At 56.5% G+C, this 15,766-nt stretch carries 16 protein-coding genes and 1 riboswitch; of the genes, 6 read left to right on the top strand and 10 right to left on the bottom strand.

The features are described 5' to 3' along the window. Positions 1-20: 20 nt before the first annotated feature. The 8 genes from AAIG26_RS23055 to AAIG26_RS23020 form a co-directional block, all read right to left on the bottom strand. A complete protein-coding gene (locus AAIG26_RS23055; RefSeq protein ID WP_045514615.1) occupies positions 21-1,550 on the bottom strand; it encodes a sensor domain-containing diguanylate cyclase in 1,530 nt (509 codons plus the stop codon). A gap of 208 nt (positions 1,551-1,758) precedes the next feature. Next, on the bottom strand, positions 1,759-2,913 hold the full coding sequence (gene thiH, locus AAIG26_RS23050) for a 2-iminoacetate synthase ThiH (RefSeq protein WP_045514612.1): 1,155 nt from the start codon (positions 2,911-2,913) through the stop codon (positions 1,759-1,761). Further along, positions 2,910-3,680: a thiazole synthase gene (gene thiG / locus AAIG26_RS23045; RefSeq protein WP_343181571.1), complete on the bottom strand. Its 771-nt coding sequence runs from the start codon at positions 3,678-3,680 to the stop codon at positions 2,910-2,912. Before thiG ends, thiH begins: the two co-directional genes overlap by 4 nt. Before the next feature lies 1 nt (position 3,681). Next, positions 3,682-3,882, bottom strand: a complete 201-nt coding sequence (thiS, locus tag AAIG26_RS23040) for a sulfur carrier protein ThiS (RefSeq protein WP_017460019.1) — start codon at positions 3,880-3,882, stop codon at positions 3,682-3,684. After that, entirely contained in the window at positions 3,863-4,621 is a 759-nt protein-coding gene (locus AAIG26_RS23035; protein ID WP_045514608.1) for a HesA/MoeB/ThiF family protein, read from the bottom strand. The genes thiS and AAIG26_RS23035 overlap by 20 nt, the downstream gene beginning before the upstream one ends. After that, a complete protein-coding gene (thiE, locus tag AAIG26_RS23030) occupies positions 4,614-5,249 on the bottom strand; it encodes a thiamine phosphate synthase (RefSeq protein ID WP_343181570.1) in 636 nt (211 codons plus the stop codon). The genes AAIG26_RS23035 and thiE overlap by 8 nt, the downstream gene beginning before the upstream one ends. Next, positions 5,249-7,141, bottom strand: a complete 1,893-nt coding sequence (gene thiC, locus AAIG26_RS23025; RefSeq protein WP_045514595.1) for a phosphomethylpyrimidine synthase ThiC — start codon at positions 7,139-7,141, stop codon at positions 5,249-5,251. Before thiC ends, thiE begins: the two co-directional genes overlap by 1 nt. Before the next feature lie 85 nt (positions 7,142-7,226). Next, positions 7,227-7,453, bottom strand: a riboswitch (TPP riboswitch). A gap of 52 nt (positions 7,454-7,505) precedes the next feature. Then, positions 7,506-8,009, bottom strand: coding sequence for an Rsd/AlgQ family anti-sigma factor (locus AAIG26_RS23020; RefSeq protein ID WP_020456067.1), 504 nt, complete (start codon positions 8,007-8,009; stop codon positions 7,506-7,508). Positions 8,010-8,092: 83 nt separating this feature from the next. Here AAIG26_RS23020 and nudC point away from each other — a divergent pair, with 83 nt between their 5' ends. The 6 genes from nudC to AAIG26_RS22990 all read left to right on the top strand — a co-directional run bounded on the left by nudC (position 8,093) and on the right by AAIG26_RS22990 (position 12,451). Next, positions 8,093-8,866 (top strand): NAD(+) diphosphatase, encoded by a 774-nt coding sequence (gene nudC / locus AAIG26_RS23015; protein WP_343181568.1) that lies wholly within the window; start codon positions 8,093-8,095, stop codon positions 8,864-8,866. A gap of 39 nt (positions 8,867-8,905) precedes the next feature. After that, on the top strand, positions 8,906-9,970 hold the full coding sequence (gene hemE / locus AAIG26_RS23010; protein WP_343181567.1) for a uroporphyrinogen decarboxylase: 1,065 nt from the start codon (positions 8,906-8,908) through the stop codon (positions 9,968-9,970). A gap of 9 nt (positions 9,971-9,979) precedes the next feature. Further along, positions 9,980-10,660 (top strand): deoxyribonuclease V, encoded by a 681-nt coding sequence (gene nfi / locus AAIG26_RS23005; protein ID WP_020456070.1) that lies wholly within the window; start codon positions 9,980-9,982, stop codon positions 10,658-10,660. A gap of 33 nt (positions 10,661-10,693) precedes the next feature. After that, positions 10,694-11,284 (top strand): YjaG family protein, encoded by a 591-nt coding sequence (locus AAIG26_RS23000; protein WP_020456071.1) that lies wholly within the window; start codon positions 10,694-10,696, stop codon positions 11,282-11,284. Positions 11,285-11,470: 186 nt separating this feature from the next. After that, entirely contained in the window at positions 11,471-11,743 is a 273-nt protein-coding gene (hupA, locus tag AAIG26_RS22995; protein WP_017460010.1) for a nucleoid-associated protein HU-alpha, read from the top strand. Between the two features lie 12 nt (positions 11,744-11,755). Continuing rightward, positions 11,756-12,451 carry a DUF1481 domain-containing protein gene (locus tag AAIG26_RS22990; protein ID WP_167579022.1) on the top strand — a complete coding sequence of 232 codons (696 nt, stop codon included), beginning with the start codon at positions 11,756-11,758 and terminating at the stop codon, positions 12,449-12,451. Between the two features lie 40 nt (positions 12,452-12,491). Here AAIG26_RS22990 and purD read toward each other — a convergent pair whose 3' ends face one another. Further along, complete coding sequence (purD, locus tag AAIG26_RS22985; protein WP_343181566.1) at positions 12,492-13,784, bottom strand: phosphoribosylamine--glycine ligase; 1,293 nt, start codon at positions 13,782-13,784, stop codon at positions 12,492-12,494. 15 nt (positions 13,785-13,799) lie between these two features. Beyond that, on the bottom strand, positions 13,800-15,389 hold the full coding sequence (purH, locus tag AAIG26_RS22980; protein WP_343181565.1) for a bifunctional phosphoribosylaminoimidazolecarboxamide formyltransferase/IMP cyclohydrolase: 1,590 nt from the start codon (positions 15,387-15,389) through the stop codon (positions 13,800-13,802). Between the last annotated feature and the right edge of the window lie 377 nt (positions 15,390-15,766).

Here is a 15,766-nt window from a genome sequence, read left to right as displayed (position 1 = left end):
CCTTGCGACGCGCCGCCTGGCTATGGGTGATTCACCAGTAGAATTCGGTTCTTACCTTGCTGCTTCGCTTTATAAAGCGCTTCATCCACACGGCCGACCAGCTGGTTCAGCGGTTCCATGTTCCACTCACCCAAACCAGCGCTAAACGTGACCGACAGCTCTTTCTCGCGCCATGTACGGTTCTCCACTTTCACCCGCCACTGCTCCAGTAGCGCCTGCGCGTTATCGATATGCGCATGCGGGAAAATCACCGCGAACTCTTCGCCACCGTAGCGATAGAGCGAAATCCCCTGCGGCTGCAAGATCTGAATGCCTTCGCGCGCCACGTTTCGCAGCACGATGTCGCCATTCAAATGTCCCCAGGTGTCGTTAATGGATTTGAAATTATCGATATCCACCAGCGCCAGAGCAAACGGCTGATGATCGTTCATCAGCGCGGCAATATCGGCATCAAAGGCGCGGCGATTCTTACAATTGGTCAGCGCATCCATGGTCGCCTGCCGCACCCACGTTTGTTCCCGCTCTTTACTGCTTTCAATCGCCTTACTCAACATCGCTTCAAGCCGTGGGGCGCGGGTTACATCACCGGTTTTTATCGCATCGATTATGTTGAGCAGCACCGTGCGCGAGCTGTGGCGTAAATAGAGGCCAAACAGAATGATAAACACTGCCGCCGTGGTGAATCCCCAACCGACAAGCTGAAGCTGATGGTGAACGCGTTTATCCAGTGTGCTGGCGGATACTTTATAGATCACAAACCATTCCGGGTTGGTGAAGGCGTAGTAGTAATACCAGCACGCATTTTTTTCATCGAAAATCGCGCCTTCAGCACTGGTCATCGCTGCGAGTATTGTCGGGCTGACTAATGTTTTGAATAACGCGCCAGTGTCCGGGTGCAGCATCGCTTTGCCTTCGCCGTCGATAACGAAGAATTCGCCAGGCATCGGGGGTTGCATGGTGCGCAGGGTGAAACCCATTGAGGCCAGATCAAGGTGAAAAGCCAGCGTCCCTTTTAATTTACCGTCCGGCGCTATCACCGGTTTATAAATGCTCACTATCGGGTTATGGGTAAAAAAATCCATGTAGCTGCGGGTATAGTGATTAAACATGCTGGCTTCCGCCTGGTGCATAAACCACGGACGCGTACTGGCATTGAAATTCTCACCGCTGCCCATAACCTGTGGCGCGCGCAGGTAAACGCCGCGCGAGTCGGCGAGAGAGATCGACGATACCGAGGGCATCAGCGCCAGCAACTGCATCAGTAATTTCAGTCCCTTGTCCCGATCGCCGTTCACGGTGACGTCTAACTGATCGTCATGGGCGAAGAATGCGGCGGCGCGATTGAGAACATAGTCGTTTTCACGCAGCATCGACTGGGTGTAATTCACCGCCAGGTTATGCGCGAAATTGCGATTCACATCGTGGTACTCCTCCAGCGTCTCTTTACGCATACCGGCGATAATCATGAGTGCGATTATCACAAAACTAAGGAGGATCCCGGCAAGGCTCACCAGAATTGGTCTTGTAAATGAAAGTTGTTTGCTATGCATTTTCTTATCCTTGAACATGCAAAAGAGGAACAGATATCAGTATAGGGGCTGCGCAAAAGATAGCGCACCTGATGTGAGTAAGGCGGAGCGGAAGAGAGGAAGAGCGCCCGCTCCGGTCAGTCTCATAACCTGACAGCGCAAGCATGAAGGTTCGGGCGACAAGCCGCCATCGCCCGATTTTGCTTTTACGTAGCAGGCCGGGAAAGTATTAACCCGTTATCTGCGCGTTGCGGCTTTTTTGCGGCACACGTCCCAGCCAGCTATCCCAGTCTTTCCATACCGGTTGCAGCCCACGGGCGATCAGCGCATCGGCAACGTCCTGCGGGCGGCGCTCATCATGGGGCGAAAATTGCTCCAGCTCCGGGTGATTGTCGGCATAGCCGCCCGGCTGCGTTTTGGAAAATGCGCTTACGTTATTAATCGCCAGCGGAATAACATGATCGCGAAAGTGCGGTGATTCGCGCGTGGATAGCGACAACTCCGTGTCCGGTGCCAGCAGGCGAAACGCGCAAATGGTTTGCACCAGTTGCCGCTCATCCATCACTGACGCAGGCTCCACGCCGCCCGCGCAAGGGCGCAGGCGGGGGAAGGAGATGGAATAACGGCTTTTCCAGTAGCGCTGTTGTAGCCACAGCAAATGTTCGGCAACCATATAGCAATCCACTCGCCAGCTGTCAGACAGGCCCATTAACGCGCCGAGACCAATCTTGTCGATACCCGCGCGGCCCAGTCTGTCCGGCGTCTCCAGCCGCCAGAAGAAGTCCTGTTTTTTACCGCGCAGATGGTGACGTGCGTACTGGCTTTCGTGGTACGTCTCCTGGTAGACCATTACGCCATCAAGACCAAGGGTTTTCAGCTCGGCGTACTCCGGCTCGGAAAGCGGCTGCACTTCCATTTGCAACGAGGCGAACTGGCGGCGGATCGCTGGCATATGGCGGCGAAAGTAGTCCATCCCGACTTTGCCCTGATGCTCACCGGTGACCAGCAACAGATGTTCAAACCCCAGTTCGCGTATGGCCGCGCATTCACGCGCAATCTCCTGCTCGTCCAGCGTTTTGCGCTTCAGGTGATTGCTCATCGAAAACCCGCAATAGGTGCAGTCATTGGCGCAAAGGTTAGAGAGATAAAGCGGAACATAAAAACTGACGGTGTTGCCAAAACGCTGGCGCGTGAGCCGCTGCGCTTGCTGTGCCATCGGTTCAAGAAAACCGGCGGCGGCGGGGGAGAGCAGCGCCATCATATCGTCGCGCGTCAGTTGCCGGGCATTGAGTGCGCGTTCAACATCGGCGGCGGTTTTGCTGTGGATACGCAGGCGGATATCGTCCCAGTCCAGTTGCCGCCAGCGGTCGGTGAAGGTGCTCATAATGTTTCCTCCAGGAAACCGGTGAGCGGGCTGGTGGCCTGCGCGTAACGCTGGCGGGCGCCTGGTACGGCCTGGCGGGCCAGTGTTCCGGCCTCGACAGCCAGGCGAAAAGCGCGCGCCATGTTGACCGGGTCGTCGGCGACCGCGATCGCGGTATTAACCAGCACCGCGTCAGCCCCCATCTCCAGCGCCTGCGCCGCGTGGCTGGGCGCGCCGATCCCGGCATCGACCACCACTGGCACATTCGCCTGCTCGATAATAATCTCCAGCATGGCGCGGGTTTCCAGCCCCTGGTTGGAGCCGATCGGTGCGCCCAGCGGCATGACTGCCGCGCAGCCTACCTCTTCAAGCCGTTTACACAGCACCGGATCGGCACCGCAATAGGGCAGAACCACAAAACCCATCTGCACCAGTTTTTCCGCCGCGCGCAAGGTTTCAATCGGATCGGGCAGCAGCCAGCGGGCGTCCGGATGAATTTCCAGTTTTAGCCAGTGCGTGCCGAGTGCTTCCCGTGCCAGTTGGGCGGCGAAAATGGCCTCTTCGGCTTTTTTCGCCCCGGAGGTGTTAGGCAGCAACGTCACACCCGCATCCAGCAAGGGTTGCAACAGCATATCGGTGCGCTGGCGCAGGTCGACGCGCTTCATCGCCAGCGTTACCAGTTCGCTGCCCGACGCATGAATCGCATCGACCATCAGTTGTGGCGTGGCGAACTTGCCGGTGCCGGTAAACAGCCGTGAAGTGAACTCTTTTTCTGCAATACGTAACATCTCAGCCCCCTGCGATAACCTGAAACAGCAGGATGTGATCGCCGTCCTGCACAAGATGGTTTTCCCACTGCTCACGCGGCAGGATCTGTTGATTAACGGCCAACGCGACACCCGGTTTGAGTTGATTGAGTTGCTCAAGCAGGGTGGCGACGGAAAGCCCGGCGACGCAGTTCATCGACTCGTCATTGAAGCGTATCTGCATGTCGCCCTCCACAAACCGGGCACTGGCGGGAAGCGTGCAGCGCCAGCGTGCGCCAAAGATTGGTGCGCGCGTCGAACAGGCGCAGCTCACCGCTGGTGGTATGCAGCCCGTTCAACAATTTAATGGCTTCCAGCGCCTGCATGGCACCCATAATGCCGACCACCGGGCCAACAATACCGGCGGTGCGACAGTTGCGTTCTGGCTCGCTGTCGTCCGGCCATAAACAGCGGTAGCAGCCCTGCTGCCAGGGCGGCGTCAGCACCATCAACTGGCCGCCAAAACCGACTGCGCTGGCGGTGATAAGCGGTGTCTCCAGCGCCACGCAGGCAGCGTTGATCGCCTGGCGTGTCAGCATGTTGTCGCTACAGTCGAGCACCACATCGGCCTGCTGAACTTGCTGGTGCAACGCCTCACCGCTCAAGCGCTGCTGGAGCGTAATCAGCTCGATATCCGGGTTTAATCTGTGCAGGCGCTGCGCGGTGACCTGGGTTTTCGGCTGGTTGATATCATCGGTGGTAAATAAAATCTGTCGCTGCAAGTTGCTCAGGTGTACGGCGTCGTCATCCGCCAGCACCAGCGTGCCGATCCCTGCGCCCGCAAGGTAGACCGCCGCCGGTGCGCCAAGTCCGCCGAGGCCGATAATTAATACCCGGCTGGCGAGCAATTTTTGCTGGCCGGTAACCGCGATATCCTCCAGCAGGATCTGGCGGCTGTAGCGCATAAAGTCACGATCATTCATCGCCCACCCCCGCCAGGTGCAATAGTTGCTGGGTTGCCTGTTGCCAGTTATCCGCCCGGGTGATGGCGCTGACCACCGCAATACTGCCCACGCCGGTTGCCAACACATCCGGCGCACGCGCAAGGCTGATACCGCCAATAGCAACGGTTGGGTAATCTTTCAGCCGTGCAACGTGACGCGCCAGCTGTTCCAGCCCCTGCGGCGCAGAAGGCATCTGTTTGGTTTGCGTGGGAAAGACATGGCCCAGCGCGATGTAAGAGGGGCGGGCCGCCAGCGCCACGTCAATTTCCATATCGTCATGGGTGGAGACGCCAAGGCGCAAACCTGCCGCACGAATGGCGCTTAAGTCGGTCGTTTCCAGATCTTCCTGACCAAGATGCACACCGTAAGCCTGGTGTTTGATCGCCAGTCGCCAGTAATCGTTAATAAACAGCCGCGCATTAACGCGACGGCCAAGCGCGATGGCTGCCATCACATCCGCTTCAACGTCCTCGTCGCGTTTATCCTTGATGCGCAGTTGCAGCGTGCGCACGCCCGCATCCAGTAAACGGGCAATCCAGTCGACGCTGTCGACCACCGGGTAAAGGCCGAGGCGGAAGGGCACCGGCGGGAAATCGGGCTGATACATCAGGCTTCCTCCCTCTTCAGGTAGATCTCACCGCCGCGTGCGCGGAAGTCGCTGGATTTATCCGCCATACCGACTTCAATCGCCTGGGTTGCCGCGTAGTCACGCACCTCTTGCGAGATTTTCATCGAACAGAATTTCGGCCCGCACATAGAGCAGAAGTGCGCCACTTTGCCGGATTCCTGCGGCAGCGTTTCATCGTGGTAGGCGCGCGCGGTAAACGGGTCGAGCGCAAGATTGAATTGATCCTCCCAGCGGAACTCAAAACGCGCTTTCGACATGGCGTTGTCGCGGATCTGCGCGCCAGGGTGGCCTTTGGCCAGGTCAGCAGCGTGAGCGGCGATTTTGTAGGTAATCAGCCCCTGTTTAACGTCCTCTTTATTGGGTAAGCCAAGGTGCTCTTTTGGCGTGACATAACAGAGCATCGCGCAGCCAAACCAGCCAATCATCGCCGCGCCAATACCGGAGGTGAAGTGGTCATAGCCCGGCGCGATATCGGTGGTTAGCGGCCCCAGCGTATAGAACGGCGCTTCGTGGCAGTGCTCCAGTTCTTCGGTCATATTGCGGCGGATCATCTGCATCGGCACATGTCCCGGGCCTTCAATCATCACCTGAACGTCATACTCCCAGGCAATTTTCGTCAGTTCGCCAAGCGTATGCAGCTCGGCAAATTGCGCTTCGTCGTTGGCGTCCTGAATGGAGCCTGGGCGCAAGCCATCACCCAGCGATAGCGAAACGTCATAAGCGGCGCAGATTTCGCAGATTTCGCGAAAATGGGTGTAGAGGAAGTTTTCCTGATGATGGGAGAGGCACCATTTCGCCATAATCGAGCCACCGCGCGAGACAATGCCGGTCAGGCGCTGCGCGGTCATTGGTACATAGCGCAGCAGCACGCCCGCGTGGATGGTGAAATAGTCCACCCCTTGCTCCGCCTGTTCCAGCAGGGTGTCGCGAAACGCTTCCCAGGTCAGATCTTCGGCGATCCCGTTAACCTTCTCCAGCGCCTGGTAGATCGGCACTGTACCGATCGGCACCGGGCTGTTACGCAGGATCCATTCCCGGGTTTCGTGGATATAACGCCCGGTGGATAAATCCATGACCGTGTCCGCGCCCCAGCGCGTCGACCAGACCAGCTTTTCCACCTCTTCTTCGATCGAGGAAGTCACCGCCGAATTACCGATATTGGCGTTCACCTTCACCAGGAAGTTGCGGCCAATGATCATTGGCTCTGATTCCGGGTGGTTAATATTGGCCGGGATAATCGCCCGCCCGGCGGCGACTTCATCGCGCACAAATTCCGGGGTGATGTTTTCCGGCAGGCGCGCGCCAAAACCTTCGCCCGGATGCTGCTTACGCAACACTTCGCTGCGAATGCGCTCGCGGCCCATGTTTTCGCGAATGGCGATAAACTCCATCTCCGGCGTGACGATGCCTTTGCGCGCATAGTGCAGTTGCGTGACGCGCTGGCCGGGTTTCGCGCGGCGCGGCGTCAGTAAACCGCTAAAACGCAGTTCGTCGAGGCCATCATCGGCCAGCCGTTCGTTGGTATAGACAGAGCTGCGCTGTTCCAGTGTTTCGCTGTCATCACGGGCGGCAATCCACGGTGCGCGCAGTTTCGCCAGCCCTTGCTGGACATCAATCGCAATATCCGGATCGCCATACGGGCCCGAGGTGTCGTACACCGGCACCGCTTCATTCTCTTCAAACTGCGGGTGTTCTTTTGTGCCGCCGGTAAGCGTCGGGCTCAGCTGGATTTCGCGCATCGGAATGCGGATATCGGGTTGCGAACCGGTGATGTAGATGCGGCGCGAGTTGGGGAAAGCGGTACCTTCCAGTGTGTCGATGAAGTGTTGCGCCTGGGCGCGTTGTTCACGGCGTGTAAGTTTTGCAGACATAGCTCATTCCAGAATGTAAAGGATATGGCTTGTCAGACGACGGATGGAGTAATGGCAGCAAACCGCCCGTGAGGGTGGTTGACGTGAATGGATTACTCTTGTTCCCTTCGCAGGTTTTAACCTGATCAGGTTCCGCGGATCCCGAATTAACGGTCTCAGCCTTTTCCCCTTCATCCTTCACGCTGCCCTGTGTTGGCTGCGTTCGCTCACCACGGTCACTTACTTGATGTAAGCTCCTGGGGATTCACGAACTTGCCGTCTCGACGCATCGCGAATGATGTTGTGGAAATATAGGCACTCCGACAAGAAAAACCCGTCCGAAGACGGGGACTGCTTTTTAAATTACGCGTTAATGTTTAAGAACTCAAGCCGGTCGCGCGACACCGCTTTCGTCGTTGGCGCTCTCTTTGATGTTGTTATCAAAGGCCAGCACGATTAACTTGTCTTCAAGGGTAAAGCGGGCGGCCAGCGCTTCGCCGATATCGGAGAGCGCTTGCTGGAACTCCAGACAGTTATCGTCATCAATGGCGTTTTCCAGGCTGGAGTCGTAATAGTTCATGATTTCTACAGTATTCGCTTCAAGCATTGGGTAAAGCTGCGTCGCCGCTAAAAGTGGGCTGCTCCCTTCCAATTCGCTAATGATGCGTTCATAAATATTGAAGTGACCTGCGGAAAGGTATTCCACCAGGTTGTGGCAAAAATCGTCCAGCGCTTTTTCGTTAAGCTGCATGTAGGATCCTTTGCCAGGTTTAATGCCAACCAGATTGTAATAAGAAACAAGCAGTTGCTTACGTGCTTGCAGCCAATGGTCGACAAGTTTGTTACTTCCTCCAACGCGCTCTGTCAGGCTTTCTAACTGGTTTAGCATAAATGGCTCCGCAAATATGTAAGATCAAAACGATGTAATAATAATGTTAATAACATGCCAGTAAAGCGAAGGTAGTGCACCAAATGGTACGTATTATTGAAGCACACGATCAGGGCTGGTGGATCGTCAGCCATGAACAAAAATTATGGATGCCCGGCGGGGAATTACCACACGGCAAGGCAGGAAATTTCGATCTTGTGGGGCAGAGCGCGCTTCACATTGGCGAGTGGCAGAGCGAAGCGGTATGGATGATCCGCCAGAATCGTCGCCAGGATATGGGATCCGTGCGTCTGCTTATCGATCAAGATGTGGGGCTTTTTCAACTGGCGGGCCGTGGCGTGCAACTGGCGGAATTTTATCGTTCACACCAGTTTTGCGGCTACTGCGGGCACACCATGCACCCCAGTAAAACCGAATGGGCAATGCTGTGCGATCACTGCCGCGAGCGCTATTACCCGCAAATCGCCCCTTGCATCATTGTCGCCATTCGCCGTGATGACAGCATTTTGCTGGCGCAGCATACGCGCCATCGCAATGGCATTTACACGGTGCTCGCCGGTTTCGTCGAAGTGGGCGAAACCCTTGAACAGGCGGTGGCACGTGAAGTGATGGAAGAGAGCGGCATCAAAGTGAAGAATTTGCGTTATGTCACCTCGCAACCGTGGCCGTTTCCACAATCGCTGATGACCGCATTTATGGCGGAATATGACAGCGGCGAAATCCGCATTGACCCGAAAGAGCTACTGGATGCGGGCTGGTATCGCTATGACAACTTACCGCTGTTACCGCCTCCGGGTACGGTTGCGCGCCGCCTTATCGAGGATACGGTGGCGATGTGTCGGGCAGACGACGAATAAGGTGTATATACTGGCGGCCTGACGCTTGAGGAACTGACAATGACCGAACTGAAAAACGATCGTTACCTGCGCGCGCTTCAGCGCCAGCCAGTAGATATGACCCCGGTGTGGATGATGCGCCAGGCAGGCCGCTATTTACCGGAATATAAAGCGACCCGCGCGCAAGCAGGCGATTTTATGTCGCTGTGCAAAAACGCCGAGCTGGCCTGCGAAGTGACCTTACAGCCGCTGCACCGCTACCCGCTTGATGCGGCTATTCTTTTCTCCGACATCCTTACCGTGCCAGATGCGATGGGGCTTGGCCTCTATTTCGAAGCCGGGGAAGGGCCGCGTTTTACCTCGCCCATCACCTGCAAAGCGGATGTTGATAAGCTGCCGGTGCCAGACCCGGAAAACAAGCTGGGCTACGTGATGAACGCCGTGCGCACCATTCGCCGTGAGCTGAAAGGTGAAGTGCCGCTGATCGGTTTTTCCGGTAGCCCGTGGACACTGGCGACTTATATGGTGGAAGGCGGCAGCAGCAAAGCGTTTACCCTGATTAAAAAAATGATGTACGCCGAGCCGCACACGCTGCATGCGCTACTGGATAAGCTGGCGCAGAGCGTCACGCTGTACCTCAACGCGCAGATCCGCGCGGGCGCACAGTCAGTGATGATTTTCGACACCTGGGGCGGTGTGCTGACCGGGCGCGATTATCAGCAATTCTCGCTCTACTACATGCATAAAATTGTCGATGGCTTGCTGCGTGAAAACGAAGGCCGCCGCGTGCCGGTGACGTTATTCACCAAAGGCGGCGGGCAGTGGCTGGAAGCGATGGCAGAAACAGGCTGTGATGCGCTGGGCCTCGACTGGACAACCGATATTGCCGATGCACGCCGTCGCGTTGGTCATAAAGTTGCGCTGCAAGGCAATATGGACCCGTCTATGCTTTACGCGCCGCCTGCGCGCATTGAAGAAGAGGTCGCGACGATTCTCGCGGGCTTCGGCAAAGGCGAAGGTCATGTGTTTAACCTCGGTCACGGCATTCATCAGGATGTCCCGCCGGAACATGCAGGAGTATTTGTCGAGGCGGTGCACCGCCTGTCGGCCTCCTGGCATCAGTAAGGAGAGAGTATGGATCTCGCGTCACTACGCGCACAACAACTTGAACTGGCTTCTTCGGTGATCCGTGAGGATCGTCTGGATAAAGATCCGCCCACATTGATCGGCGGGGCCGATGTCGGTTTTGAGCAGGGTGGAGAAGTGACGCGAGCGGCGATGGTGCTGCTCTCCTGGCCTTCGCTGGAGCTGATTGAATATCAGGTGGCGCGTATCGCCACCACCATGCCTTATATCCCCGGTTTCCTTTCTTTTCGTGAATACCCGGCGCTGCTGGCGGCGTGGGAGCAGCTGTCGCAAAAACCCGATTTGCTGTTTGTCGATGGCCACGGTATTTCCCATCCGCGCCGTCTCGGTGTTGCCAGCCATTTTGGTTTGCTGGTCGATGTGCCTACTATCGGCGTGGCGAAAAAGCGGCTGTGTGGCAAGTTCGAACCGCTGGCGGACGAGCCGGGTGCGCTCTCCCCGTTAATGGATAAAGGTGAGAAGCTCGCCTGGGTGTGGCGCAGCAAGGCGCGCTGTAACCCGCTGTTTGTCACCACCGGGCATCGTGTCAGCCAGGATAGCGCGCTCGCGTGGGTGCAGCGTTGCATGAAAGGCTACCGGTTACCGGAACCGACGCGCTGGGCGGACGCGGTGGCATCCGGACGGCCCGCGTTTACGCGTTGGCAGGCAATTCAGCGCAATATCAGGTAAACTGCCGCGCATTACCGATTTTGAGAAACGATCATGTTACAAAACCCAATTCACCTGCGTCTGGAAAAGCTGGAAAGCTGGCAGCACGTCGTCTTTATGGCTTGCCTGTGCGAGCGTATGTACCCCAATTACGCCATGTTCTGCCAGCAGACAGAGTTTGGCGACGCGCAGCTTTACCGGCGGATCCTTGACCTGGTGTGGGAAACGCAGATCGTCAAAGACGCGAAAGTAAACTTCGACAGCCAGCTGGAGAAACTGGAAGAGGCGATTCCGGCGGCGGATGACTACGATCTGTACGGTGTTTACCCGGCCATTGATGCCTGCGTGGCGCTCAGTGAACTGATTCATTCGCGCCTGAGCGGTGAAACGCTGGAGCATGCAATCGAGGTCAGTAAAACGTCGATCACTACCGTTGCGATGCTGGAAATGACCCAGCAGGGACGTGAAATGACCGACGAAGAGCTGCGAGAAAACCCGGCTGTTGAGCAAGAATGGGATATTCAGTGGGAGATTTTCCGCCTTCTGGCAGCCTGCGAAGAACGCGATATTGAGCTGATTAAAGGGCTGCGCGCAGACCTGCGTGAGGTCGGCGAGAGCAATATCGGTATAAATTTGCAGCAATGAGACAATAAAACGTGATTTAACGCCTGTTTTGTCGTGCCTGAAGGCTTCCCTTAATACCCTCGTCTGGTCTACATTTGGGGGGCGAAAATAAGTGGCTATCGGTGCGTGTATGCAGGAGAGTGCTTTTGAGGCATTTCCGTCGCACTCGATGCTTAGCAAGCGATAAACACATTGAAAGGATAACTTATGAACAAGACTCAACTGATTGATGTAATTGCAGACAAGGCTGATCTGTCTAAAGCGCAAGCGAAAGCTGCACTGGAATCCACCCTGGCTGCCGTTACTGAGTCTCTGAAAGCAGGTGATGCGGTACAACTGGTTGGTTTCGGTACCTTCAAAGTGAACCACCGCGCTGAGCGTACTGGCCGCAACCCGCAGACCGGTAAAGAAATCAAAATCGCCGCAGCTAACGTGCCGGCATTTGTTTCTGGTAAAGCACTGAAAGACGCAGTTAAGTAAGACCGCGTGGCAGTGAACAGTTTTGTCGAAGGGGCGGTTTCGCCCCTTTTGTCATTCTGGCGTCGCCCGCTGTTGTTGGCGGGCGCAGCGCTGTTACTGACAGCCTGCAGCCATGACTCCTCCTTACCGCCTTTTACCGCCAGCGGGTTTGCCGGCGATCAGGGCGCAGTGCGGATCTGGCGTAAAGATTCAGACGGTGAGACGCACTTGCTCGCCGCATTTAGCCCGTGGCACCACGGGAATACATCGCTTAGCGAATACCGCTGGCAGGGCGATACGTTAACTCTCATTGAACTCAATGTTTACGGTAAACCGCCGGAGCATATTCGCGTCCGTTTTGACGATCGCGGCGAGCTGAGCTTTATGCAGCGTGAGGTCGACGGGCAGAAACAGCAACTTTCCAGCGACCAGGTCGCGCTGTATCGCTACCGGGCAGAGCAGATCCGCCAGACCAGTGACGCGCTGCGTCAGGGGCGAGTGATCCTGCGTCAGGGGCGCTGGCAGGCCAACCATACGGTACAGACCTGTGAAGGGCAGACCGTGAAACCCGATCTGGATGATTACGCCTTAAACCGTATTGAGCAGCGTCAGAACCGCTCTGCGGTTGCGGTAAGCGTCGCATGGCTGGAAGCGCCGGAAGGCGCGCAGCTATTGCTGGTGGCGAATGCGGATTTCTGCCGCTGGCAGCCGACGGAAAAGAATTTCTGAAAACCCTCTCCCCGGTGGAGAGAGGGTGAAAGGGCGAGAGTTACTTGCCTTGCTCGCGCGCAATTGCGCGGTAACCAATATCCCGGCGGCTGAAGCTGCCATCCCAGTGAATATCGGTCATTAAGGCATACGCGCGCTGCTGCGCTTCGGCGACGGTGTTACCCAGCGCGGTAACGCACAGCACGCGCCCGCCGTTGGTCAGCACCTGGTCGTCGGCAGAGAGTTTGGTGCCTGCGTGGAACACTTTACCGTCAGCCACTTCTTCCAGCGGCAAACCGTGGATGACATCGCCATTGCGGTAGTTGCCCGGATAACCACCGGCTGCAACCACAACGCCCAGCGATGCGCGACTATCCCACTCTGAGGTTTTCTCATCCAGCTTGCCTTCACACGCGGCCAGGCACAGCTCCACCAGGTCAGACTGCATGCGCAGCATAATTGGCTGTGTTTCCGGATCGCCAAAGCGGCAGTTGAACTCGATAACTTTCGGGTTGCCCTGCTTATCGATCATCAGCCCGGCATACAGGAAACCGGTGTAGGTATTGCCTTCTGCCGCCATGCCGCGCACGGTTGGCCATATGACGCGTTCCATGGTGCGCTGATGCACTTCATCCGTCACCACTGGCGCAGGTGAGTAAGCACCCATACCGCCGGTATTCGGGCCGGTATCGCCATCCCCGACGCGTTTGTGATCCTGGCTGGTGGCCATTGGCAGCACGTGTTCGCCGTCAACCATCACGATAAAGCTGGCTTCTTCGCCATCGAGAAACTCTTCAATCACAATGCGGTGGCCCGCGTCGCCAAAAGCATTGCCTGCCAGCATATCGTGAATCGCTGCTTCGGCTTCTTCGAGTGTCATGGCGACGATCACGCCTTTACCCGCCGCCAGACCATCGGCCTTGATCACGATAGGCGCGCCTTTCTCACGCAGGTAAGCCAGCGCAGGCTCGATGTCGGTAAAATTCTGGTACTCGGCGGTCGGGATATTGTGGCGCGCGAGGAAGTCTTTGGTGAATGCTTTGGAGCCTTCCAGCTGCGCGGCACCCTGCGTTGGGCCAAAAATCTTCAGACCGGCCGCGCGAAACGCGTCGACCACGCCGATCACCAGCGGTGCTTCCGGGCCAACGATAGTCAGATCGATCTTCTCGTTCTGCGCAAAGCTCAGCAGCGCCGGGATGTCGGTTGCGCCAATCGCGACGTTTTGCAGCGTCGGTTCCAGTGCCGTACCGGCGTTACCCGGTGCGACAAAAACGGTATCAACCAGCGGTGACTGCGCGGCTTTCCATGCCAGCGCGTGTTCGCGCCCGCCGTTGCCAATTACTAATACTTTCATTGTCTGCTCCGTGGATTAATGGCGGAAGTGACGCATGTCGGTGAAGATCATCGCAATGCCGTGTTCGTCGGCGGCGGCAATGACTTCGTCATCGCGGATGGAACCGCCAGGCTGAATAACGCAGGTCACGCCAACAGCGGCGGCGGCATCAATGCCGTCGCGGAACGGGAAGAACGCGTCAGAAGCCATGGCGGAACCTTTCACTTCCAGTCCTTCGTCACCGGCTTTGATCCCGGCGATTTTCGCCGAGTAGACGCGGCTCATCTGGCCTGCGCCAATGCCGATGGTCATGTTTTCTTTCGCGTAGACAATGGCGTTGGATTTCACGAATTTCGCCACTTTCCAGCAGAACAGCGCATCACGCAGCTCCTGCTCGGTCGGTTGGCGTTTGCTGACGACGCGCAGTTCACTTGCGCTTACCATGCCGAGATCTCTGTCCTGAACCAGCAGACCGCCGTTGACGCGTTTGAAATCGAGTCCCGGAACACGCTGCGTCCACTCGCCGCAGACCAGTACGCGGACATTCTGCTTAGCGGCGGTAATTTTCAGCGCCTCTTCGCTGGCGGACGGGGCGATGATCACTTCAACAAACTGGCGAGAAATGATCGCCTGGGCGGTTTCAGCGTCCAGCTCACGGTTAAAAGCGATGATGCCGCCGAATGCGGAGGTTGGATCGGTTTTATAAGCGCGATCGTAAGCCTCCAGAATTGAAACGCTAACCGCGACGCCGCAAGGATTGGCGTGTTTCACAATCACACACGCCGGTTCGCTGAACTCTTTCACGCACTCCAGCGCCGCATCGGTGTCGGCAATATTGTTATAGGAGAGCGCTTTGCCTTGCAGCTGCTGCGCGGTGGCAACGGAGGCCTCTTTGATCTCTTCTTCTATATAGAAGGCGGCTTGCTGGTGGCTGTTTTCGCCGTAGCGCATATCCTGCTTCTTAATGAAGTTCAGATTCAGGGTACGCGGGAAGCGACCGGCGGGTTCTTTGCTTTCGCCGTGATAGGCCGGAACCAGGCTGCCGAAGTAGTTGGCAATCATGCTGTCGTACGCCGCGGTGTGTTCAAACGCTTTAATCGCCAGGTCGAAACGGGTGGCAAGCAGAAGTGAACCTTCGTTGGCATCCATTTCATTAATAATGGCGGTGTAGTCGCTGCTCTTTACAACGATAGCGACATCTTTATGGTTCTTCGCGGCGGAGCGCACCATAGTCGGACCGCCGATATCAATATTCTCTACCGCATCTTCCAGTGAGCAACCTTCACGCGCGACGGTCTCGGCGAATGGATAAAGGTTAACGACCACCATATCGATCGGCGCAATTGCGTGTTCTGCCATGATTGCGTCATCCTGCCCGCGGCGACCCAGAATGCCGCCGTGTACTTTTGGATGCAGGGTTTTCACGCGTCCATCCATCATTTCCGGAAAACCGGTGTAGTCGGAAACTTCAGTCACTGGCAGACCTTTTTCCGCCAGCAGACGCGCGGTGCCGCCGGTAGAGAGCAGTTCTACGCCACGCTGAGAGAGCGCCTGTGCGAATTCGACAATACCGGCCTTGTCAGAAACACTGAGCAAAGCGCGGCGGACTGGACGACGTTGTTGCATGGTAAATCCCCTGGATTTGTCTTTAACAGAGAGCGTTAGCTAAATATTAGGATCTTTATTGATCCTAAAACTTAGCTAATGCCCCAGCGAGGGCTCATGTTTTTTGCGCGGGCATTGTAACGAAAACGTTTGCGTAGCGCTCGCGAATTTTTGTACTTTTGCCGGATTGTGGATAAGTCTGTGCGTAAATGGGTATAAAGACGGGTTTTGCTGTGGAATGCAGCAGTCAGTCATTTTTATGTCATTTTTCTATTGCGGGGGGCGGAGAACTCCCTATAATGCGCCTCCATCGACACGGCGGATGTGAATCACTTCACACAAACAGCCGGTTCGGTTGAAGAGAAAAAATCCTGAAAATCAGGGTTGACTCTGAAAGA

Origin of the sequence: Kosakonia sp. PSU_27, assembly GCF_039409795.1 — a bacterium.
GTDB lineage: Bacteria > Pseudomonadota > Gammaproteobacteria > Enterobacterales > Enterobacteriaceae > Kosakonia.
Note: the sequence above shows the minus strand (reverse complement) of the source record. Positions and strands in the feature narration are given on the sequence as shown.